This window comes from Streptomyces sp. NPDC014870 (genome assembly GCF_043081505.1).
Lineage (GTDB): Bacteria > Actinomycetota > Actinomycetes > Streptomycetales > Streptomycetaceae > Streptomyces.
Genome location: NZ_JBIBWQ010000009.1, coordinates 374909 through 396455 on the forward strand (window position 1 = coordinate 374909; position 21547 = coordinate 396455).

General features: G+C 70.3%; 22 protein-coding genes. 14 read left to right on the forward strand and 8 right to left on the reverse strand.

Going from position 1 to position 21547, the window contains the following annotated elements; all coding sequences use genetic code 11:
• Positions 1–88: 88 nt before the first annotated feature.
• From mshD to ACF09C_RS26570, 7 genes are all read left to right on the forward strand, one after another.
• Positions 89–1015 (forward strand): mycothiol synthase, encoded by a 927-nt coding sequence (gene mshD, locus ACF09C_RS26540; RefSeq protein ID WP_392094908.1) that lies wholly within the window; start codon positions 89–91, stop codon positions 1013–1015.
• A 90-nt stretch (positions 1016–1105) separates the two neighbouring features.
• Positions 1106–1489: a GntR family transcriptional regulator gene (locus ACF09C_RS26545; RefSeq protein WP_392094981.1), complete on the forward strand. Its 384-nt coding sequence runs from the start codon at positions 1106–1108 to the stop codon at positions 1487–1489.
• Entirely contained in the window at positions 1486–2352 is an 867-nt protein-coding gene (locus tag ACF09C_RS26550) for an ABC transporter ATP-binding protein (RefSeq protein ID WP_392094910.1), read from the forward strand. Before ACF09C_RS26545 ends, ACF09C_RS26550 begins: the two co-directional genes overlap by 4 nt.
• A complete protein-coding gene (locus tag ACF09C_RS26555; RefSeq protein WP_392094912.1) occupies positions 2349–3266 on the forward strand; it encodes an ABC transporter permease subunit in 918 nt (305 codons plus the stop codon). The genes ACF09C_RS26550 and ACF09C_RS26555 overlap by 4 nt, the downstream gene beginning before the upstream one ends.
• 346 nt (positions 3267–3612) lie before the next feature.
• The gene (locus tag ACF09C_RS26560; RefSeq protein ID WP_392094913.1) at positions 3613–5964 is read left to right on the forward strand and encodes an RNA degradosome polyphosphate kinase; all 2352 of its coding nucleotides are present in this window, start codon (positions 3613–3615) and stop codon (positions 5962–5964) included.
• Positions 5965–6010: 46 nt separating this feature from the next.
• A complete protein-coding gene (locus ACF09C_RS26565) occupies positions 6011–7027 on the forward strand; it encodes a CHAD domain-containing protein (RefSeq protein ID WP_392094983.1) in 1017 nt (338 codons plus the stop codon).
• Entirely contained in the window at positions 7024–7443 is a 420-nt protein-coding gene (locus ACF09C_RS26570) for an NUDIX hydrolase (protein WP_392094915.1), read from the forward strand. The genes ACF09C_RS26565 and ACF09C_RS26570 overlap by 4 nt, the downstream gene beginning before the upstream one ends.
• On the opposite strand, the gene ACF09C_RS26575 is transcribed toward ACF09C_RS26570, so the two are convergent.
• On the reverse strand, positions 7421–9079 hold the full coding sequence (locus ACF09C_RS26575; protein WP_392094917.1) for a recombinase family protein: 1659 nt from the start codon (positions 9077–9079) through the stop codon (positions 7421–7423). The genes ACF09C_RS26570 and ACF09C_RS26575 overlap by 23 nt on opposite strands.
• A gap of 319 nt (positions 9080–9398) precedes the next feature.
• On the opposite strand from ACF09C_RS26575, the gene pstS reads away from it, so the two are divergent.
• The 4 genes from pstS to pstB all read left to right on the forward strand — a co-directional run bounded on the left by pstS (position 9399) and on the right by pstB (position 13503).
• The gene (gene pstS, locus ACF09C_RS26580; RefSeq protein ID WP_362424683.1) at positions 9399–10535 is read left to right on the forward strand and encodes a phosphate ABC transporter substrate-binding protein PstS; all 1137 of its coding nucleotides are present in this window, start codon (positions 9399–9401) and stop codon (positions 10533–10535) included.
• A 110-nt stretch (positions 10536–10645) separates the two neighbouring features.
• Positions 10646–11623 carry a phosphate ABC transporter permease subunit PstC gene (gene pstC, locus ACF09C_RS26585; RefSeq protein WP_392094919.1) on the forward strand — a complete coding sequence of 326 codons (978 nt, stop codon included), beginning with the start codon at positions 10646–10648 and terminating at the stop codon, positions 11621–11623.
• Positions 11620–12699 carry a phosphate ABC transporter permease PstA gene (gene pstA / locus ACF09C_RS26590; RefSeq protein ID WP_392094920.1) on the forward strand — a complete coding sequence of 360 codons (1080 nt, stop codon included), beginning with the start codon at positions 11620–11622 and terminating at the stop codon, positions 12697–12699. Before pstC ends, pstA begins: the two co-directional genes overlap by 4 nt.
• A gap of 27 nt (positions 12700–12726) precedes the next feature.
• Positions 12727–13503: a phosphate ABC transporter ATP-binding protein PstB gene (gene pstB / locus ACF09C_RS26595; RefSeq protein WP_362424692.1), complete on the forward strand. Its 777-nt coding sequence runs from the start codon at positions 12727–12729 to the stop codon at positions 13501–13503.
• Between the two features lie 208 nt (positions 13504–13711).
• On the opposite strand, the gene ACF09C_RS26600 is transcribed toward pstB, so the two are convergent.
• Positions 13712–14710, reverse strand: a complete 999-nt coding sequence (locus tag ACF09C_RS26600; RefSeq protein WP_392094921.1) for an anion permease — start codon at positions 14708–14710, stop codon at positions 13712–13714.
• Between the two features lie 6 nt (positions 14711–14716).
• The gene (locus tag ACF09C_RS26605; protein ID WP_392094923.1) at positions 14717–15337 is read right to left on the reverse strand and encodes a DUF47 domain-containing protein; all 621 of its coding nucleotides are present in this window, start codon (positions 15335–15337) and stop codon (positions 14717–14719) included.
• Positions 15338–15530: 193 nt separating this feature from the next.
• Here ACF09C_RS26605 and ACF09C_RS26610 point away from each other — a divergent pair, with 193 nt between their 5' ends.
• On the forward strand, positions 15531–15893 hold the full coding sequence (locus ACF09C_RS26610) for a metal-sensitive transcriptional regulator (RefSeq protein ID WP_392094925.1): 363 nt from the start codon (positions 15531–15533) through the stop codon (positions 15891–15893).
• A 36-nt stretch (positions 15894–15929) separates the two neighbouring features.
• Here ACF09C_RS26610 and ACF09C_RS26615 read toward each other — a convergent pair whose 3' ends face one another.
• The 5 genes from ACF09C_RS26615 to ACF09C_RS26635 all read right to left on the reverse strand — a co-directional run bounded on the left by ACF09C_RS26615 (position 15930) and on the right by ACF09C_RS26635 (position 20251).
• On the reverse strand, positions 15930–16103 hold the full coding sequence (locus tag ACF09C_RS26615; RefSeq protein WP_362424703.1) for a hypothetical protein: 174 nt from the start codon (positions 16101–16103) through the stop codon (positions 15930–15932).
• Positions 16104–16236: 133 nt separating this feature from the next.
• Positions 16237–17049 (reverse strand): hypothetical protein, encoded by an 813-nt coding sequence (locus tag ACF09C_RS26620; RefSeq protein WP_392094926.1) that lies wholly within the window; start codon positions 17047–17049, stop codon positions 16237–16239.
• A 287-nt stretch (positions 17050–17336) separates the two neighbouring features.
• A complete protein-coding gene (locus tag ACF09C_RS26625) occupies positions 17337–18053 on the reverse strand; it encodes a phosphatase PAP2 family protein (protein ID WP_392094927.1) in 717 nt (238 codons plus the stop codon).
• 157 nt (positions 18054–18210) lie between these two features.
• On the reverse strand, positions 18211–19191 hold the full coding sequence (locus tag ACF09C_RS26630) for a bifunctional lytic transglycosylase/C40 family peptidase (RefSeq protein ID WP_362424753.1): 981 nt from the start codon (positions 19189–19191) through the stop codon (positions 18211–18213).
• 160 nt (positions 19192–19351) lie between these two features.
• Positions 19352–20251 (reverse strand): NAD(P)-dependent oxidoreductase, encoded by a 900-nt coding sequence (locus ACF09C_RS26635; RefSeq protein WP_392094929.1) that lies wholly within the window; start codon positions 20249–20251, stop codon positions 19352–19354.
• A 105-nt stretch (positions 20252–20356) separates the two neighbouring features.
• Here ACF09C_RS26635 and ACF09C_RS26640 point away from each other — a divergent pair, with 105 nt between their 5' ends.
• Complete coding sequence (locus ACF09C_RS26640) at positions 20357–20935, forward strand: TetR/AcrR family transcriptional regulator (RefSeq protein WP_392094930.1); 579 nt, start codon at positions 20357–20359, stop codon at positions 20933–20935.
• A 268-nt stretch (positions 20936–21203) separates the two neighbouring features.
• Complete coding sequence (locus ACF09C_RS26645; RefSeq protein WP_260230621.1) at positions 21204–21512, forward strand: hypothetical protein; 309 nt, start codon at positions 21204–21206, stop codon at positions 21510–21512.
• The last annotated feature ends 35 nt before the right edge of the window (positions 21513–21547 follow it).

The following is a 21547-nucleotide window of genomic DNA, read 5'->3' on the forward strand; positions in this document are numbered from 1 at the left end:
TGATCGTGCCAGCGCAGCCTAGAGTCAACGCGCGTAGCGCAACAGGGGGTACCGGGTTACAACTAGGTTGATTCCGTAGGCTCGCATCATGACTCCTGACGCGGCACCGGCCCTCGAACCCGGCCGGCAGATCCACACTCTCGACGAGCTCTCGGCCGAGCAGGTGAGCGACGTCCTCGACCTGCTGGAGGCGGCCGACCGTGCGGACGGCGTGCATGCCGTGTCCGAGCAGGGGCGGCTCTATCTCCGGCACGGGCGGCGCGAGGGTGTACGGCACTTCCTGCTCACCGTCGGCTCGAACCTCTACGGCTACGCCCAACTGGAGGACACCGATCCCGTGGAGGCCCCGGCCGCCGAGCTGGTCGTCCATCCGTCGCACCGGGGCCGGGGGCACGGGCGGGCGCTCGGCACCGCGCTGCTCGGCGCCTCGGGCAAGCGGCTGCGGGTGTGGGCGCACGGCGGGAAGTCGGCGGCCCGGCACCTGGCGCAGGTCCTCGGCCTGACCCTGTTCCGCGAACTGCGCCAGCTGCGCCGCCCCTTGGTCCCGCTCGACATCCCCGAGCCGGTGCTGCCCGAGGGCGTCACGGTCCGCACCTTCGTGCCCGGTCAGGACGACGCGGCCTGGCTGGCCGTGAACGCGGCGGCCTTCGCCCACCACCCGGAGCAGGGCTCGCTCACCCAGCGGGACCTGGACGACCGGACGGCGGAGCCGTGGTTCGACCCCAAGGGCTTCTTCCTCGCGGAGAAGGACGGCCGGCTGATCGGCTTCCACTGGACGAAGACCCACGCCGAGGAGCAGCTCGGCGAGGTGTACGTGGTCGGGATCCTGCCCGACGCCCAGGGCGGCGGCCTCGGCAAGGCGCTGACCGCGATCGGCCTGCGGCACCTCGCGGCGCAGGCGCTGCCGACGGCGATGCTGTACGTGGACGCGGACAACACGGCGGCCGTGACGGTCTACGAGCGGCTGGGGTTCGTGACGCACGAGGTGGACCTGATGTACCGAACGGAGTCCTGAACCGGGTTTCGGGAGGGGGCGGTTGACACCGCCCCCTTCTTTCCACCACCCTTTCACTACTTGATTAGTGAAAGGGTGGTGGAAGGGAACGTGCTCGAATACCGGATCGACCGGCGCAGCGGGGTCGCCACCTACCTCCAGATCGTCCAGCAGACCGAACAGGCTCTGCGTATGGGCCTGTTGGAACCGGGGGACAAGTTGCCCACCGCGCGCGAGGTCGTCGAGGCGACGGCCATCAACCCGAACACGGTCCTCAAGGCCTACCGCGAACTGGAGCGCGCCGGCCTCGTCGAGGCGCGCAGGGGCCTGGGCACCTTCGTCCGGGCCACGCTCGGAGCCGCCCCCGCCGAGTCGCCGCTGCGCGGCGAACTCGCCGACTGGGCGCGCCGGGCCCGCACCGAGGGCCTGGAGCGCGAGGACGTGGCCGCGCTCTTCACTTCCGTACTGAAGGAATTCTTCGAGGGGGACGCATGACCAGTGGTACGGCCCTGAGCACCGAGGGCCTCGGCAAGCGGTACGGCGGAGGGGGCGGCGGCCGCTGGGCGCTGAAGGACTGCTCCTTCGCCCTCCCCGCCGGCCGGATCTGCGCGCTCGTCGGCCCCAACGGCGCCGGCAAGTCCACGCTCCTGGCCCTCGCGGCGGGCCTGCTCAGGCCCACCGAGGGCACCGTCCGGGCCCCGGAGCGCGAGCGGCTCGCGTACGTCGCCCAGGACAAGCCGCTCTACCCGCAGCTCACGATCGCCGAGACGCTGCGGATGGGGCAGGAGCTCAACCCGGGCCGCTGGGACGCGTCGATCGCGGACCGCGTCGTCGCCGCGGGCCCGCTGGACCCGGGCGCCAAGATCCGCTCCCTCTCCGGCGGACAGCGCACCCGGGTGGCCCTCGCGCTCGCCCTCGGCAAGCGCCCGGAACTCCTGCTCCTGGACGAGCCGATGGCCGACCTCGACCCGCTGGCCCGGCACGAACTCATGGGCGTCCTGATGGCCGACGCGGCCGAGCGCGGCACGACCGTCGTCATGTCCTCGCACGTCCTCACCGAGCTGGAGGGCGCCTGCGACCACCTGCTGTTCGTGGCCGACGGCCGCGTCCGGCTCGACGGCGCGATCGACGACCTCCTCGGCGCGCACGTGCTCCTGCGCGGCCCGGTCGCCGACCTGGCCCCGCACACGGTGATCGACTCCCGCACGACGGGCCGTCAGCTCACCGCCCTGGTACGCCGCGAGGGCCGCGTCGAGGGCGCCTGGGAGACCACCCAGCCCACCCTGGAGGACCTCCTCCTCGCCCACCTCCGCGCGTCGAAGACCGCCGGGACGACCACCGAAGGAGCCTCCGCATGAGCAGCCTGCCCCTGAAGGGTCCGTACTGGGTGACGGTCCGGCAGCACCGCAAGGCGCTGAGGCTCGCGGGCGGCGCCGTGGTGCTGGGTCTTGCCTCCATGGCCTGGGTCCGCTTCTGGGACTCCCGCGCGGTCGGCCTCGACGACCCCGGCCACGGGCCGCTGCGCGCCGCCATGGACCTGGCCGCCACCACGCTCCACTTCCTCCCCCTCCTCGTCGCCGTGTTCGTCGCGGGCCCGCTGATCGCCCGCGAGCTGGAATCGGGGACGTACAAGCTCGCCCTGACCCAGTCCGTCACACCGACCCGCTGGCTGGCGTCGAAGCTGCTGGTCGCGGGCGTCGTCACGGTCGTGGGCACGCTCGTGCTGGTCGGCGCGTTCCGGCTCGGCTGGGGCGGCGTCGCCGGATCCTTCCGTTTCCAGTGGTACGACCAGGGCGTCTTCGACGCCTCGGGCCCCGTCCTCGTCGCCCACGTCCTGCTCGCCCTGGGGATCGGCGCCGTGCTCGGCCAGCTGATCCGCCGTACCGTCGTCGCCATGGCCGCCTCCGGGGTCGTCACCGGCGCCGTCCTGCTGGCCCTGAACGGTCTCCGCTGGGAGTGGCTGCCCGTCCGGACCGCCACCGCGGACTTCACCGCGGGCGACGGGATCGTGGCCCTCATCCCCGAGAGCGCCGCCCCCGGCGACTCCGGGCTGCTCACCGACACCGGCGCGCGCCTGGAGGGCTGGTACTGCTCCGAGCCCGTCAACCCGGCCCTGTGCCGCAGCGACGTCAGCGTGACCAGCCACTTCGCGGACTACCACCCGGTCTCGCAGTACTGGCCTCTCCAGCTCATCGAGACGGGCGTCTGCCTCGCCCTCGCCGCGCTCGCGCTCTTCGCCGCCTTCCGGATCCTGCGCCGCCGGCATGGCTAGCGGGCCCGCCCGGCACGGCTAGCGCCCGCCCGGCACGGGTCGCCGCCCCGCCCGGCACGCTCGTCCGGCGCGCCCGGCCACCGCGCCCGGCATGTACGGGCGCGGCCCGAACCCGTACCGTACGAATCAGGCCACGGAAAATCGGCCGGTGGGGCCCTTCAGGGGCCCCGCCCCCGATTCCGGCACGACATGTCCTCGTTACCAGCCATTCAGACGCGCTTGCGACGCTCGCGCAATGAAGCCCGCCGTGCCTCCTCCCGCCCAGGCGCTCCCGAAGGGGAGACTGCCCGCGCCCACGGCCCGCTCCGACGCGCCCGACCAGCCCTTCGCGCGGAAGAATGGGGCCATGAGCAAGCAGCCCGCCGAGGTCCCGGTCCAGCCGTCCGCCACCCCTTCCGCCCCGACGTCCGCGGCACCCTCCGCGACGGCGGCAGGGAAGAACGCCAAGGCGTCCGCGAGGACGTCCGGGAAGAAGCCCGCGACCGGCGAGAAGAAGGGCGAGGGCCCCGCGCAGCCCACCGTCGGCTCCATAGCCGCTCACCGTCCGCAGACGGTCGGCTCGCCCGGCCAGGGCTCCAACCTCGACCACGACCTGGACGCCGACCTCGACGGCTACGAGGACGACTCCTCCGGCGAGCTGCCCCAGGGCCGCTTCCTCGACCGGGAGCGCAGCTGGCTCGCGTTCAACGAGCGCGTGCTCGAACTCGCCGAGGATCCCAGCACACCCCTCCTCGAACGGGCTAACTTCCTCGCCATTTTCGCGTCGAACCTCGACGAGTTCTTCATGGTCCGGGTGGCCGGTCTCAAGCGCCGCATCGCCACCGGCGTCGCCAACCGCTCCGCCTCAGGACTGCAGCCCCGCGAGGTCCTGGAGCTGATCTGGACCCGCTCGCGCGAGCTCATGGCCCGGCACGCCGCCTGCTACCAGCAGGACATCGCCCCCGCCCTGGCCGACGAGGGCATCCACCTGATCCGCTGGCCCGAGCTGACCGAGAAGGAGCAGGCGCGCCTCTTCACCCTCTTCCGCCAGCAGATCTTCCCGGTCCTCACCCCGCTGGCCGTCGACCCCGCGCACCCCTTCCCGTACATCTCCGGCCTCTCCCTCAACCTGGCCGTCGTCGTGCGCAACCCGGTGAGCGGCCACCGCCACTTCGCCCGCGTCAAGGTCCCGCCGCTGCTCTCCCGCTTCCTGGAGGCCTCCCCCGAGCGGTACGTCCCGCTGGAGGACGTCATCGCGGCGCACCTGGAGGAGCTGTTCCCCGGCATGGAGGTGCTCGCGCACCACATGTTCCGGGTGACCAGGAACGAGGACCTCGAGGTCGAGGAGGACGACGCGGAGAACCTGCTCCAGGCCCTGGAGAAGGAGCTGCTGCGCCGCCGCTTCGGCCCGCCGGTCCGCCTGGAGGTCGAGGAGTCCATCGACCCGTACGTCCTCGACCTGCTCGTCCGCGAGCTGAAGATCTCCGACGCCGAGGTCTACCCGCTGCCCGGACCGCTCGACCTGACCGGCCTCTTCGGGATCGCCGGCCTGGACCGGCCCGAGCTGAAGTACCCGAAGTTCGTCGCCGGCACCCACCGGGACCTGGCCGAGGTCGAGTCGGCGTCCGCGCCCGACATCTTCATGGCGCTGCGCGAGCGGGACGTGCTGCTGCACCACCCGTACGACTCCTTCTCCACCTCCGTCCAGGCCTTCCTGGAGCAGGCGGCGGCCGACCCGGACGTCCTCGCGATCAAGCAGACGCTCTACCGGACCTCCGGCAAGTCCCCGATAGTCGACGCGCTGATCGACGCCGCCGAGAGCGGCAAGCAGGTCCTCGTCCTCGTCGAGATCAAGGCCCGCTTCGACGAGCAGGCCAACATCAAGTGGGCGCGGAAGCTGGAGGAGGCCGGCTGCCACGTCGTCTACGGCCTCGTCGGACTGAAGACGCACTGCAAGCTGTCGCTCGTGGTCCGCCAGGAGGGCGACGTGCTGCGCCGCTACTCGCACGTCGGCACCGGCAACTACCACCCGAAGACGGCCCGGCTCTACGAGGACCTCGGTCTGCTCACCGCCGACCCGCAGGTCGGCGCCGACCTCTCCGACCTGTTCAACCGGCTCTCCGGCTACTCCCGCCGCGAGACCTACCGACGGCTGCTCACCGCGCCGAAGTCGCTGCGCGACGGTCTGGTCTCCCGGATCCACAAGGAGATCGCCCACCACCGCGCGGGCCGCCCGGCGTACGTCCGGATCAAGGTCAACTCGATGGTCGACGAGGCCATCATCGACGCCTGCTACCGGGCCTCGCAGGCGGGCGTGCCGGTCGACATCTGGGTCCGCGGCATCTGCGCGCTCCGCCCGGGCGTCGCCGGTCTCTCCGAGAACATCCGGGTCCGCTCGGTCCTCGGCCGCTTCCTGGAGCACTCCCGGATCTTCGCCTTCGGCAACGGCGGCGAGCCCGAGGTCTGGCTCGGCAGCGCCGACATGATGCACCGCAACCTCGACCGGCGCATCGAGGCCCTGGTCCGGGTCGCCGACCCGGCCCACCGGGCGGCCCTGACCCGGCTCCTGGAGACCGGGATGTCCGACACCACCTCCTCCTGGCACCTCGGCCCGGACGGGAACTGGACGCGGCACGCGACCGACCCCGAAGGCCAGCCGCTGCGGCACGTCCAGGAGATGCTCATCGACGCGCGGAGGCGCCGGCGTGCACAACCCTGACCACCTTGCGGCCACCGCGGACGCCACCACCACGGGCGCCACAGGCATCACGGACACCGCAGGCGTCACAGCCGTCACAGGTGTCACCGCGGGCGTCTCGGCGGGAGAGGTCCTCTCCCCCTACCTCCAGGCGCGGGCCGGGGACTTCCTCCGCGCCCTGCGCCTGCACACCGAGGCCGGGGCGGACACGACCGGCGCGGAGGAGGCCGCCCGCGCGCTGCGGGCGGCCGCCCGGCGCATCGGCGGCACGCTGCACACCTTCCGGCCGCTCCTGGACGCCCCCTGGGCCGACCAGCTGCGTACGGAGCTGGCCTGGCTCTCCGGGACGCTCGCCCTGGAGCACGCCTGCACCGCCCGGCTCGTCCGACTGGTGGACGCACTGTCCCGCCTGTCGAGCGTCGGCCCAGGTTCCGGTGGGCCCGTGCCGGCCGCGCGCGGCGCCGAGGGCTCCGGCCTGACGGTCGGCGCCGCCCGGGCCGGCGCCCTCCTGGAACGCCAGCTCACCCTGGGCCGTACGCGCGCCCACTCGGCCGCGCTCCAGGCACTCGGCTCCTCCCGCTTCCACGCGGTCGCGGACGCCGTCGCGCTGCTGGCCTCCGAGGTACCGCTGGGCCCCGCGGGGGCGGCCCAGGCGGTCGACGTCCTCGACGCGCCGGCCGCGGTCGTCGAGCGCCGTCTGCTCGACGCGGTCGGCGGCCTGCCGCTGGCCCGCGCGGCCCACCCGTACAACGCCGACGCGCTCGCCCTCGCGGCCGGCGAGACCCAGGACGCGCCCTGGCACCAGACCCGGCTGCTGCTCCGCCTGCACCGGTACGCCTGCGAGGTCCTCCAGGGCGACGCCCCGCCCGACCCGGTCCTCGACGAGGCCGGCCGGGCCCTGAACCGGCACCGCGACGCCTCCGAGGCGGCCGCGGCGGCGGCCGGCGCGGCCCGCACCCCGCGCATCGCCCCGGCGACCGCGTACGCCCTGGGCGTCCTGCACGCGGACCAGCGGCACGAGGTCGAGGCCGCCCGCTTCGCCTTCCAACGCGCCTGGCAGCACGCCACGGCGAGCCTGTCATGACCGCAACCGACCCGATCCTCGCGGCGGGATGCGTACTGTGGCGGCGCATGCCCTACGGGGGCGGCGGCACGCAGATCGCCGTGATCTTCCGGCCGAAGTGGCGCGATTGGTCCCACCCGAAGGGAAAGCTGAAGCGCGGGGAGGACTCACGCGCCGGTGCCCTACGAGAGGTGCTGGAGGAGACCGGTATGACGTGCGAGCTGGGCATCGAGTTGTCCAGCGTGCGGTACGAAGTCCAAGGCCGCCCCAAGGTGGTCCGCTACTGGGCGGCTGAGGCCACGGGCGGCTGGTTCGAACCGAACCGGGAAGTCACTCGGCTGCTCTGGCTCTCGCCGACCGCCGCGCGGGCACGACTGACCCGGACCCGGGACAAGGAGCTCCTCGACGCCTTTCTCACGGCGCGGAAAGGCGCGTAGGCCCGGTAGGTCGCCACGAGGGCTTGAGCAGGCTGGGGTCAAAGGGCGCCTTGTCGCTGACGCCCGCAGGCACGGGCAGGACGAGTACCGAAGCGAGCACCTGAGAGATCACCTCACGCTTCTCACACGAACTCATCCGAGCCCAATTCTCGGGGGCCCACCCGCGCACGAGGTTCTCGGCCGTCTGCGCCTCCAGGTACTCGTGGCGCTCCGCCTCCAGACTCGCGATGGCCCGGTCGACTCGCGCGAGCAGATGCCGGCCATCTCCCCATGATGCCTCCCCCGTGACAACCGCCGTTTCGATCCCGCGCCGCGTCGTGCGGAGCCGGGTCAGCTTCTCCTCACCGCGCCATGCGACCGGCTCGGCCGGTGGGCCTGCGAAGTGCTCCTCCAGGTGATCGAGGACCAGACCTTCGAGGAAGTCGTCAACGGGCCGCGCTCTCCGGCCGACGCCCTTGCAATTGGGGTCTCCACATCGGTAGTAGTCGCCGTACTTCGCGTTCCTTCCGCTCGCTTTGTTGCCACAGAGCTTGGAGCGGCAGACCTCGCCGAGGTCGTTGAGCCGTCCGCATCGGAGAACGCCGGAGAAGAGGTACGTCCGGCCCGCCGCCCCGGCAGCGGGCCGGGGCACGGGCGCCCCTTCGCCCTGGTTCATGCCCCGGTGCATACGGGCCGCTCGCACCCCGGCCATGATCCCTTTCCAGGTCTCATAGCCGACTCCATCCCGCGCCTCGTCGGCGTGGAACCACTCACCGATCACCGGCTCACCCGTCGCGATGTCCGTCACCAGGAGACCGTCGAGGACGCGGCCACCCCACCAGGCCGGATTGCTGACAAGGACTTTCACTCCCTGCTCGGACCACCGGCCTCCCCGTGCGGTCTCGACCCCCTGCCGGTTCAGGTCGCCGGCGATCCCCCGCCATGACCTTCCGGCGACTCGCGCCTTGATCATGACCACCAGGTGCGGCCACTCCTCGTCGTTCCTGTGCTTGTTGCCGATCCTGAGGGGGTTCCGAGATGCTCCGAGCCAGCCGAAACGGCGAGGCCCCGCGTAGACCCGTCCTTCCTCCGCACGGTCCGCGCGACTCCTGGCCGTACGCGTGCGCACTCGGTCCACTTCCTCCGCACCAAGGGACGGGCCGACTTCCCCGGTGATGTCCAGCACCGTGGCGCCCTCGATGAAGACTCCGTCACCGGCCATCACCAGAGCGTCCTGAAAGGCGACGAAGTCGGCAGGGAGGCGATAGACCCTCTCCCGTTCGACACTGACACACCCCCGGACGGGAATCCCTGAATCCCGCTCTTGGCCGTGGGTGATGTCCTGGCACATGCGACGGAAGGCCGGGCGCACGACGGACTCCTTGGCCGCCGTCAGGTTGTTGTCCTCGTAGTGCATCACCACGGCACAGCCCAAGCCCTCCGCACTTCGAGCGTTGTTCCGGTGCTGGCGGGTGACACCGATGGCGTCACCGCTCAGTCTGTCGGCGGAGATCCGGGCGTATGAGATCAGAGGCACCCGTCCTCGCAGCCAGCCCTCCACGGTGCCACCTTGGTCGAGCCACTCCAGAAGTGCCGGGGCGATGCAGATGCGGGAGAAGGTCCTCGTCGGCCTCTCCGCATCACGCGTGTCGATCATGTGACCCCCTGCACCGTCGTCGATACCATCGCAACGAGCCGTACCACCCAAAAGGCACGTGGGCCGCGCGGAATCCGCAGAGAGCCGGCCCCCAGCGCTCCCCCAGCCGCCCGCCCGGCCCAGAGGCACCGCACCCGCCCTTACAGCACGGTTCACTTTCCGTTCACTCTCAACCGTCGGCCGCTTCACCTGTTCTGCCTAATTTCGGTCGTACAGGGTGCACAGGCACAGCGCCGCGCCCACACCCCGACACACACCGCCGTACAACGTTCAGGACACCCGGTCCGCGGCTGGCGGCTTCTGGAAGGAACACCCGAAAGTGAAGCTTTCGCGCATGAACGGGCTTCGCGCCTCCGCGATCGGTGCCCTCGTCGTCTCCGGTGCCCTCGTCCTCTCGGCGTGTGGCTCGGACAACAACACCGGCACCCCCGCGAACGGCGAGAAGACCTCGGCCGCCGCGTCGAACATCAAGTGCGACGGTGCCAAGGGCCAGCTCCTCGCCGCGGGCTCCTCCGCGCAGAAGGGCGCGATGGACCTCTGGGTCAAGAACTTCCAGGCGGCCTGTGAGGGTGTCGAGGTCAACTACCAGGCCATCGGCTCCGGCGGTGGTATCACCAAGTTCAACCAGGGCCAGGTCGCGTTCGCCGGCTCCGACTCCGCGCTGAAGGAGGAGGAGGTCGCCGAGTCCGCGAAGATCTGCAAGACCGGCAAGGGCGTCAACCTCCCGATGGTCGGTGGCCCCATCGCCATCGGTTACAAGCTGGACGGCGTGGACAACCTGGTCCTCGACGCCTCCACCCTCGCCAAGATCTTCGACAACAAGATCACCAAGTGGAACGACCCGGCGATCGCCAAGCTGAACCCGGGCGCCAAGCTGCCCGACAGCACGATCCAGGCCTTCCACCGCTCGGACGAGTCCGGCACCACCCAGAACCTGGGCAAGTACCTCTCGACGGCCGCCGCCGCCGACTGGAAGCACGACCCGAAGTCGAAGTCGTGGCCGGCCCAGGGTGGCCAGGCCGCCAACGGCTCCTCCGGTGTCGCCACCGCGGTCAAGGACACCGAGGGCGCCATCGGCTACTTCGAGCTCTCCTACGCCACCGCCAACAAGATCAGCACGGTCAGCCTGAACACCGGCGCCGCTGCCCCGGTCGCGGCCACCTCGGAGAACGCCTCCAAGGCCATCGCCGCCGCCAAGGTCAAGGGCACGGGCTCCGACATGGCGCTCTCCCTCGACTACGCCACCAAGGCCGAGGGCGCCTACCCGCTGATCCTCGTCACCTACGAGATCGCCTGCGACAAGGGCAACAAGGCGGAGACCCTGCCGACCCTGAAGGCGTTCCTGAACTACACCGTCTCCGAGGAGGGTCAGAAGATCCTCTCCGACGCCGGTTACGCCCCGCTCCCGGCCGACATCGCGGCCAAGGTCCGCGAGATCGTCCCCACCCTGTCCTGATCCCCGGCCGGGGCCGGTCCACCACCCACGGGTGAGGGACCGGCCCCGGCATCCGGTGCACCGCCGCCAGGAGCCGTACGCAGTAACGGCTCCGCAGACCGGAGAGACCGATGGTTACGACAACCACGCCACCCATACGAAACAGCCGCCGCGCCAAGAGCGCGACGCGCGCGGGAGACAAGATCTTCCTCGGACTGTCCCGAGGATCCGGCATCACCCTCCTGGTGATCATGGCCGCGATCGCGGGCTTCCTCACCTACCGCGCGATCCTTGCCATCTCCAAGGACTCCACGAACTTCTTCACCACCTTCGAGTGGAACCCGTCGGGCAACCCGCCGGTGTTCGGCATCGCGGTCCTCGCCTTCGGCACGATCGTCTCGTCGATCATCGCGATGCTCATCGCCGTGCCGGTCGCGATCGGTATCGCGCTCTTCATCTCGCACTACGCCCCGCGCAAGCTGGCCAAGCCGCTCGCGTACGTGGTCGACCTGCTCGCCGCCGTGCCCAGCATCATCTACGGCCTGTGGGGCGCGATCTTCCTGGTCCCGTACCTCGACGGCCTCAACAAGTGGCTCGACCAGTACTTCGGCTGGACCTACATCTTCGACAAGGCCACCGACGGCCCCGCCCGCAACCTCTTCACCGTGGGCATCCTGCTGGCGATCATGATCCTGCCGATCATCACCAACGTCACCCGTGAGGTCTTCCTCCAGGTCCCGCAGATGCAGGAAGAGGCCGCCCTCGCCCTCGGCGCCACGCGCTGGGAGGTCATCCGGATGTCGGTGCTGCCCTTCGGCCGCTCCGGCATCATCTCCGCCTCGATGCTCGGACTCGGCCGCGCGCTCGGCGAGACGATGGCCGTCGCCGTCGTCCTCTCCCCGAGCTTCCTCCTCTCGGGCCACCTCCTCGACCCGGGCGGCGGCACCTTCGCCCAGAACATCGCGGCGAAGTTCAACGAGGCCGACACCTTCGGCCGTGACGCGCTGATCGCCTCCGGCCTGGTCCTCTTCGTCATCACGCTGCTGGTCAACGGCGCGGCCCGCTGGATCATCGGTCGCCGCAAGGAGTACTCGGGGGCCAACGCATGAGCCACAACGCCATACAGGATCGCCCGCCCGTGAAGGTCACCGTGAAGCGCGATCCGCTCAGCCACTCCCGGCTCCCCAAGTGGACCCCGTTCGCCATCGCGATCGGCTCGATCGCCGCCGCGGTCGGCCTCGGCCTCGCGGCCGGCTGGCACAGCCGTATCCAGTGGGGCCTGATCGCCGCGCTGTTCTTCGTCCTCGGCACGTACGCCATCACCTCCAAGGTCGAGGGCAGCCGTCAGGCCAAGGACCGCGTCGCCACCAGCCTCGTCTGGGTCTGCTTCATCCTGGCCGTCGTCCCGCTGCTCTCGCTGGCCTGGGTCACGATCAGCAAGGGCCTCGAGGTCCTCGACCCGTACTTCCTCAGCCACTCGATGAACGGCGTCCTCGACGCCGAGGCCGGCGGCGGTGTCTACCACGCGCTGCTCGGCACCATCGAGCAGGTCGCCATCGCGACCCTGATCGCCGCGCCGATCGGTCTGCTGACCGCGGTCTACCTGGTCGAGTACGGCAAGGGGAAGCTCGCCCGGGCCGTCACCTTCTTCGTCGACGTCATGACGGGCATCCCGTCGATCGTCGCGGGTCTGTTCATCCTCGCCACCTGGAATCTGATGCTGGGCTTCGGGCCCTCCGGATTCGCCGGCGCGATGGCCCTCGCGATCCTGATGATGCCTGTCGTCGTCCGCTCCACCGAGGAGATGCTCAAGCTCGTCCCGAACGAGCTGCGCGAGGCCTCCCTCGCCCTCGGCATCCCGAAGTGGCGCACGATCCTGAAGGTGGTCCTGCCCACCGCGATCGGCGGCATCACCACGGGCGTCATGCTCGCGGTCGCCCGCATCACCGGTGAGACGGCCCCCGTCCTGCTCCTCGTGTTCGGTACGAAGCTCATCAACCCGAACCCCTTCGAAGGCGCCCAGTCCTCGCTGCCGCTCTACGTGTACGAGCAGTACGCGGTCGGCACCGACGCCGCAGTGTCCCGTGCCTGGGCCGCCGCGCTCGTCCTGATCGCCTTCGTCATGATCCTCAACCTGGTGGCCCGCGGCATCGCCCGCTGGAAGGCCCCCAAGACCAGCCGCTGACGCGGCCACCCCTGGAAGTGAATTGATATGGCCAAGCGAATCGACGTCAGCGGCCTCTCCGCGTACTACGGCGCCCACAAGGCGATCGACGACATCTCCATGACCGTGGAGCCCCGCTCGGTGACGGCCTTCATCGGCCCCTCCGGCTGCGGCAAGTCCACGTTCCTCCGCACCCTCAACCGCATGCACGAGGTCACCCCCGGCGGCCGCGTCGAGGGCAAGGTCCTCCTGGACGACCAGGACCTGTACGGCGCCGGGGTCGACCCGGTCGCCGTGCGCCGCACGGTCGGCATGGTGTTCCAGCGCCCGAACCCGTTCCCCACCATGTCGATCTTCGACAACGTGGCGGCGGGCCTGCGCCTCAACGGCAGCTACAAGAAGTCCGAGCTCAACGAGATCGTCGAGCGCTCCCTCAAGGGCGCGAACCTCTGGAACGAGGTCAAGGACCGCCTGAACAAGCCGGGCTCCGGCCTCTCCGGCGGTCAGCAGCAGCGTCTGTGCATCGCCCGCGCGATCGCGGTCGAGCCCGAGGTCCTGCTGATGGACGAGCCGTGCTCGGCCCTCGACCCGATCTCGACCCTCGCGATCGAGGACCTGATCGGCGAGCTGAAGGAACGCTTCACGATCGTCATCGTCACGCACAACATGCAGCAGGCCGCCCGTGTCTCGGACCGCACGGCCTTCTTCAACCTGGCGGCCGTGGGCCAGCCGGGCAAGCTCATCGAGCTGGACGACACGGAGCGCATCTTCTCCAACCCGAGCGTCCAGGCGACCGAGGACTACATCTCCGGCCGCTTCGGATAAACACGTCTAGCGGTGCTGCATGGCGGTGCCACCGCAAGACGAATGGGCCCGGCTCTCCTGTTGGAGAGCCGGGCCCAACCATTTCGTACGCCGCGTTGTGGGCAGTCGTTCCGCAGGGCGGAACGGGTGGGCACAACGCCACGTGAACGGTGCACGCTACCGAGCCCGTCCACCCCAAGGGCCCGCGCAGCACCCCGCGTGGAGACCGTCAGCCGAAGAACAGCTGCACCACGTAGAAGCTGAGCGCCGCGACAATGGCAGCGGCCGGCATCGTGATGAACCAGCCCAGGATGATGTTCTTGGCGACACCCCACCGCACCGCGTTCACCCGCTTCGTCGCGCCCACGCCCATGATCGCGGACGTGATGACGTGCGTGGTGGAGATCGGCGCGTGGAAGAGGAACGCGGAGCCGAACATGATCGTCGCGCCCGTCGTCTCCGCCGCGAACCCCTGCGGCGGGTCCAGCTCGATGATCTTCCGGCCGAGCGTCCGCATGATCCGCCAGCCACCCGCGTACGTACCCAGCGAGAGCATCACGGCGCAGGCGATCTTCACCCACACCGGGATGTCGTCGCCCGCCTGCTGGACGTCGGCGATGACCAGGGCCATCACCACGATGCCCATCGTCTTCTGGGCGTCCTGCAGACCGTGGCCGAGGGCCATGCCCGCCGCCGACACCGTCTGGGCGATGCGGAAACCGCGCTTCGCCTTGTGCGGGTTGGCCTTCCGGAACATCCACAGGATCAGGCACATCACCAGGTAACCGGCGATGAGACCGACGACCGGCGAGACGAACATCGGGATGACGACCTTGTCGAGCACGCCCGACCAGATCACCTCCGTACCGCCCGCGAGCGCCGCGCCCACCATGCCGCCGAACAGCGCGTGCGAGGAGGAGGACGGCAGACCGAAGTACCAGGTGACCAGGTTCCAGATGATCGCGCCGACGAGCGCGGCGAAGAGGATGCCCATCCCCTTGTCGCCGTGCGGCGTCTCGATCAGGCCCTCACTGACGGTCTTGGCGACCCCGCTGCCGAGGAACGCGCCGGCGAGGTTCATCACGGCGGCCATCGCCAGGGCCGCCCGCGGGGTCAGCGCCCGGGTCGAGACCGAGGTGGCGATGGCGTTCGCCGAGTCGTGGAAGCCGTTCGTATAAGTGAAGCCGAGCGCGACACCGATGGTCACGATCAGCGCGAAGGTGTCCACGAAGCCTCAGGACTCCTTGACCGCGATGGTCTCCACCGTGTTCGCCACGTGCTCGAACGCATCGGCCGCCTCTTCCAGGACGTCCACGACCTGCTTGAGCTTGAGCACCTCGATGGCGTCGTACTTGCCGTTGAACAGGTGGGCGAGCAGCTTGCGGTGGATCTGGTCGGCCTGGTTCTCCAGCCGGTTGATCTCGATCCAGTACTCGGTGAGGTTGTTCATCGTCCGCAGGTGCGGCATCGCCTCCGCGGTCAGCTCCGCCGCCCGGGCCAGCACCTCGATCTGCTGCTCGACACCCTTGGGGAGGTCCTCGATGTTGTAGAGGACGACCAGGTCGACGGCCTCCTCCATGAAGTCCATGATGTCGTCGAGGGAGGACGCGAGGGAGTAGATGTCCTCACGGTCGAAGGGTGTGATGAACGAGGAGTTCAACTGATGGAAGATCGCGTGGGTAGCATCGTCACCCGCGTGCTCCGCCGCCCGCATGCGCTCCGCGATCTCGGCCCGGGCCGAAGGCTCCGCCCCGAGCAGTTCCATCAGGAGCTTCGAGCCCGTGACGATGTTGTCCGCGGACGCGGCGAACATGTCATAGAAGCTCGTCTCCCTGGGGGTCAGACGAAATCGCACGTGGGGTCCTCGGGGTGCTGGGTTTCGGTCAGGCTGATGCTAGGCGCATCATCCGGCCACGGCTAACCGGCGTCCCTTCAGTGTCGCCCATCAGGCACAGTGATCTGCACGGGCCCCCGCCCGGATCGGCGGGGATCGGTACCATATACCCACGAGGGGTATACACACCCTTTCTGGACAACGGGAGGACGCGATGACGACCACCGAGGCGGCCGAGGTCACCCCCGACAGCACCGCACCCGCCACGGCACCCCTGACCGACCACGATCACGGCGTGCACGGGTACCACAAGCAGAAGGACGAGCACCTCAAGCGGCTGCGCCGGATCGAGGGCCAGATCCGCGGCCTGCAGCGGATGGTCGACGAGGACACGTACTGCATCGACATACTCACCCAGGTCTCGGCCTCCACGAAGGCCCTCCAGTCCTTCGCCCTCCAGCTCCTGGAGGAGCACCTGCGGCACTGCGTCGCCGACGCCGCGACCAAGGGCGGCGACGAGATCGACGCCAAGGTCGAGGAAGCCACCAAGGCCATCGCGCGGATGTTGCGCACCTGACGGTCCGGGGCGGCCGGCCGATCAGGATCCGGCCGATCAGGAAGGGGTCGCCCGCTCCGCGACCCGCAGCACCTCGTCGATGCGGTCCGCGCTGAGGCGCTCCCCGTCGGCCGCCGACGCGGCGATGATCAGCTCACCGCACAGCTCGATCTCGGCGAGAGCGACGCGGTCCTGTTCCGTGGGCACGGTCGCGGTACTGGGCGGGGCCACGCGCGTTCACCTCTTCCTGCCGGCGTCGGTCTCCCAGCGTAGGGAGCGCGCCACGCACCGCGCATGACTCGTCCGGACCATTTGCCCATGGCCTGCTTGCCCATGGCCTGCGCGTGGCTTCCGGCCGCCCCCGCTACACCTCGATCTTCCCGGCGTAGATGTCCGCGCGACCCGGCAGCCGTACGTCGACGGGGGTGCCGAACCCGTACAGCAGGGTCGTCGACGCGACCCCGACCGTACGGTCCTTGTTGGCGAAGCTGAACTGGTGCCGGACCTTCCGCAGCCGGCCCTCCGCGTCGAGGTACGCGTCGAAGGGCACGGTGTCCTTGGCGAACCCTTTCGCCGCCGCGGCGAGCGAGCCGCGCACCTGCGGCGAGGCGGCCCGTGCGGCCGCCCCGAGGTCGGCGACACCGCGGTAGTGGCTGACTTTCACCCCTGCCAGGTCGACCTGGCCGACGTACGTCACGGACTGCGCGCCGCGCAGCAGCTCGGCGGCGGCGCCCGGGTCGGTGGCCCCACCGGTGACCAGGTTGCCGTCGTCCAGGGTGGTGGTGTCCACCCGGACCCACTTGTCGGCCGGGACACCCGCGCCGCGGTTCTTCATGTAGAGCGCGCCGGGGACGAGGAGTTCGGTGACGGGGCGGTGCTCGTCCGCTCCTGCGGCGTCCTTGGGCAGGACGACCTGAAGCCGCCCGGTACGGCGCCGGAAGTCGTAACCGCCCTCGCCGCGGATGGTGACCCGGGTCCCGCCGGTGGCCATCTCCATGCTGGTGCTCGTCTTGGCGGTGCCCGCCCGGGTGAGCACCTCGGCCGCGCCCCGTACGGTCTCGGTCGGGTCGCCGCCGGGGGGCGCGGGGTCCTCGGGTCCGGCGCATCCGCCGGCCATCAGCGCGGCGGCGACGGCCCACGCCCCGCCTCTGTGCCCGTACCGCCGCCGCACCGCCATCGCCTGCCAACCCCCAACGCCGTACCGCTGCCTGTCCGGGACCCGCCCGATTCGCATAACGACGGCTCGGGCCACCCGTCACGCGCAGTACCGTGGATGCGTGCACGAGCAGCAGGCCCCGCATCACGCGCATCACGCCACCACGACGGAGCGCGGCTCTTTCGCAGTCGCCCGATGCAGCTGCGGTTGGGCGGGGCCGGCGCGAAGATCACGGGACAAGGCCCGGACGGACGCGGCGGCCCACACGGACTCGCCGCAGCAGACGGTCCAGTAGTGCCGGGGGGCGCCTACGCGGCGAGGTCGTTCTCCTCGGGCCCGGAGCCGATGCGGGGCTCGGGAATGTCGAGGGCCTCGGGGACGGCGGAGCGGGCGGCGGCGCTGCGGGAGCGGACCAGGCGCGCGCCGTGCCGGGAGCGGGCGATCGCCGAGACGAGCGGGTTCAGCAGGGCGTGGGCGACGGGGGCGAGCAGCAGCGCCACGGCCGTACCGAGCGCGAAGCCGCCGATGACGTCGGTCGGGTAGTGGACACCCATGTAGACCCGGCAGAAGCCCTCGGCGAAGGCGAAGGCGATCGCGAGGAGGCCGAGCTTGCGGTGGGCGATGAAGACCCCGACGGCGATGGCCATCGCGAGCGTGGCGTGGTCGCTGACGAAGGAGTAGTCGGTCTTGCCGGAGACGAGGACTTCGAGACCCTGGTGGTCGTTGAAGGGCCGGGGCCGCTCGACGAAGCCGCGGATCGGGACGTTCACGAGGACGGCGACTGCGGCGGCGAGCGGGGCCCAGAGGAGCGAGGCGACGCCGGAGACGGAGTCGCCGAGAGTGTCCCGCCGGCGGACGCTCCACCAGCACCAGAGCGCGACGAGGACGAGGGCGAGCATGATCCCGTACTCGCCCACGAAGCCCATGACACGGTCGAACCAGGGCGGGGCGTCCCGCGCCAGCCCGTTGATGTCGTAGAGCAGGCTGACATCGGGGTTGGAACCATCCGATGCGAGTTCAGCCACTGCTGCCCCTTGCCTTGTCACGTGAATCGAACGAACCGTCTGACGCGTGCGTTCCGCTCACCGTCGATGATCGCCCTGACGTTACCGAAGAGTGATACGTCGTCGCAGCTCAGGGCCTGTGCTTAACGGAGAGTTCCGGCCAGGGGTCGACGGTCTGTCAGGCCTGCGGCAGATGTGTGGGAAGCGCCGCGGCGCCGTCCTTCGTCACCCTGGTGGCACCAAAATAGTCAGGCGTGTCGATCTTGTCGAAGCGGATGACGGCCCCCGTGCGCGGGGCGTCGATCATGTATCCACCGCCGACGTAGATGCCGACGTGCCTGATGGCGCGGGAGTTGGTCAGGTCGTCGGAGAAGAAGACCAGGTCACCGGGGAGCAGCTCGTCGCGGGAGGGATGGGGTCCCGCGTTGTACTGGTCGTTGGCGACGCGCGGCAGCTGGATCCCGACGGATTCGTACGCGGCCTGGGTCAGCCCGGAGCAGTCGAATCGGCCATTCTGCGCCGCGGTGCCGGTGCCGCCCCAGAGATAGAGGGTGCCGAGCTTCTGCTGGGCGAAGTAGATCGCGCCCGCGGCCTGCCGCGAGGGCTCGACGCGGCCGACGGGCCGGGCGAAGCTCTTCTCCAGGGACCGGATGATGCGGACGTAGTTCTGGGTCTCGCTGATCCGCGGCACACCACCGGACTTGATGACCCGGTAGGCGCCCGCGTTGTATGCGGCGAGCATGTTGTTCGTCGGGTCGCCGGGCACGTTCTTCACATAGCCGGCGAGCTCGCAGTCGTAGCTGGCGGCGGAGGGGATCGCGTCCTTGGGATCCCAGACGTCCCGGTCGCCGTCCCCGTCCCCGTCGATGCCGTGCCCGGCCCAGGTGCCGGGGATGAACTGGGCGATGCCCATGGCGTTGGCGGGCGAGACGACCCTCGGGTTCCAGCCGCTCTCCTGGTAGAGCTGGGCGGCGAGCAGGGCCGGGTTGATGGCCGGGCAGAGGTTCCCCCACTGCTGGACGAGCCCCTGGTACGCGGCGGGCACGGCGCCCTTGGCCAGGGCGACGGTGCCGTTCTTGGCGTCCCCCGCGCCGCCGATGAGGCCGGCGGCGGCGGAGTACGTACCGACCACGAGCAGCGCGACGAAGCCGAGGCACATGCCGAAGACCCCACCGGCCACCAGCCAGGCCTTGCGCGCCTTACGCACCGTCAACCACCCCTGGGGTCTTGGCAGTCCATGGATCAGCCCATCGGGCGACAAGTCTAGGTGCGGCACCCGCCCGGTGGACGGGCCGCCGGTCGCCCGTTTCGGACAAATGTCAGGCGGCGTCCCCCTCCCGGCCCTTGTCCGTGCCCTTGCCCATGAGCACCTCCACCAGGCTGGAGCTGCTGGCGTCCCCGTACCCGGCGTCGACACCGCGCCGGAAGAGCTCGGCGACGGCGGCGGGGAGTGCCGTGTCGACGCCGGCGTCGGCGACGGTGTGCACGACGTGCTCGGCGCTGGCGAGTCCCATCGCGAGGCGGTCGACGTCTCCCGCGTGGTCCCCGGCGTCGACGCGGGGCCCGTAGAACTCCACGAACTGCTGCAGGTCGAGCGCGCGCAGGGCGTACGGCTGGAGGTCGGTGGCCGTGATGCCGTACGCGCCGGCGAGGGCGAGGGCCTGCCAGTAGCCGCTGAGGGAGGTCCAGAACATGACCATGCTGAGCTGGTAGTACAGCGCGGCCAGCCCGGGGTCCTCGCCGCGGTGGTCGGCCTCCGCGAGGACCTCGAGGGTGGCGCGGTGGGCCTCGAAGACGTCCTTCGGACCGCTGTAGAGGGTGGAGGAGCCGGGCCGGCCGATCCCGGACGGCGGTACGAGGACCCCGCCGGTGAGCTGGACGGCGCCGCGCTCGCGCGCCCAGTCCGCGGCCTCGCGCGCCCGGTCCGGGGTGTCGGAGCTGAGGTTGACAAGGACCCGCCCGGCGAGGAGCACCGGGTCGACGCCGCCGAGCACGTCGTACAGGGCCTGGTAGTCGGTGAGGCTGAGGAGGACGACCTCGTTGGCGGCGACGGCGTCGGCGGGCGTGGCCGCGAGCACGGCGCCCCGGCCCACGAGCTCGTCGGCGCGGGAGGGGGTGCGGTTCCACAGGGTGACGTCGTACCCCTGGTCGAGGTAGGCGGCGGCCATGGCGCGCCCCATGGGGCCGAGGCCGATGACGGTGACGGAGTTCTGACGCATGAAAGGCTCCCTAGAACGAACGCTCTATCCAGCAACGGAACGGACGCTAGCACACCTCTAAAACGAACGCTCTACTTATTGACCGGACCTCGCTAGAATCACCGCATGCAGACCAGCACGACCGGCACCCGCGAGCGGATCGTCGTGACCGCCGCCCGCCTCATCCAGCGCCAGGGCTACGTCGGCACGGGTATCAAGCAGATCGCCCAGGAGGCCGAGGCCACGCTCGGCTCCGTGTACCACTTCTTCCCCGGCGGCAAGGAGGCCGTGGCGGTGGAGGCGATCGCGCACAGCCGGGAGGAGTTCGCCGCGATGCTGCGCACCGCGCTCGACGGCGAGGACGACCCCGCCGCCGCGGTCGACGCCTGCGCCCGCCTCCTGGCCCGCGAGCTCCGCGACTCCGGCTGGATCGACGGATGCCCGGTCACCGCGGCCGCCCTGGAGACCCTGGGCACGGACAACGCCATCCAACGCGCCTGCGCCGAGGCGTTCCTGATCTGGCAGCGCGTCGTCACCGACAAGCTCCTCGGCTGCGGCTTCCCCGACCCCGAGGCCCGCGACCTCGCACAGACGGTCATCAACACCCTGGAAGGCGCGGAGGTAACCGCACAGGTCACCCACTCGGAGACCCCGCTGCTCCTGGCGGGCCGTCACCTCTCGCGCCTGGTCGCGTCCTACGCCTGACCTGCCGCGCCACCACCCCAAGAGTGCAACAACGACAGTCATTGCCCGGAGTCACCCTCCGTGATACACAGAGTGACCATACGCGTCCTCGCACCGAAACCGGCCACGCCGTCGCAGGTCAAGACGGCCGGACCGGTCAGATGTGCGGGGATCGGGTAAAGAGAGCCGTCAAGCCGTCACACGCGAGCGGTTTCATCAGCGAAGATAGGGCGATGACCCATGCCATCGGGCAGGGGCGACGAACTACCCAACAGGGGCGGTGAGTTACATGTACCTGGCGGCCGAAGAGGGCGACATCACCACCATCATCGGTGGAATCGCCCCGAACTGGGGGCCTTTCGGGAGCCTGGGCAATGAAGCCAAGGTGATGATCGAGGTCGTGATGGCCGTGGCCATCCTGCTCTGCCTCGGCATCGCCATCTGGGGAGCGGCCAAGCAGCGCATCGGCGCGACCGCACTCCGCGACACCTTCAGCGCGGAACAGGGCAAGGGCCTCATCGTGGCCGGCCTGACCGGCGTCTTCATCATCGGCTCGCTGGGGACGCTCTTCACGATCGTGTACGGGATGGCCGTCTGACTTCCGAGGTCGGTTCCTTTCCTGATGTCCAGTCA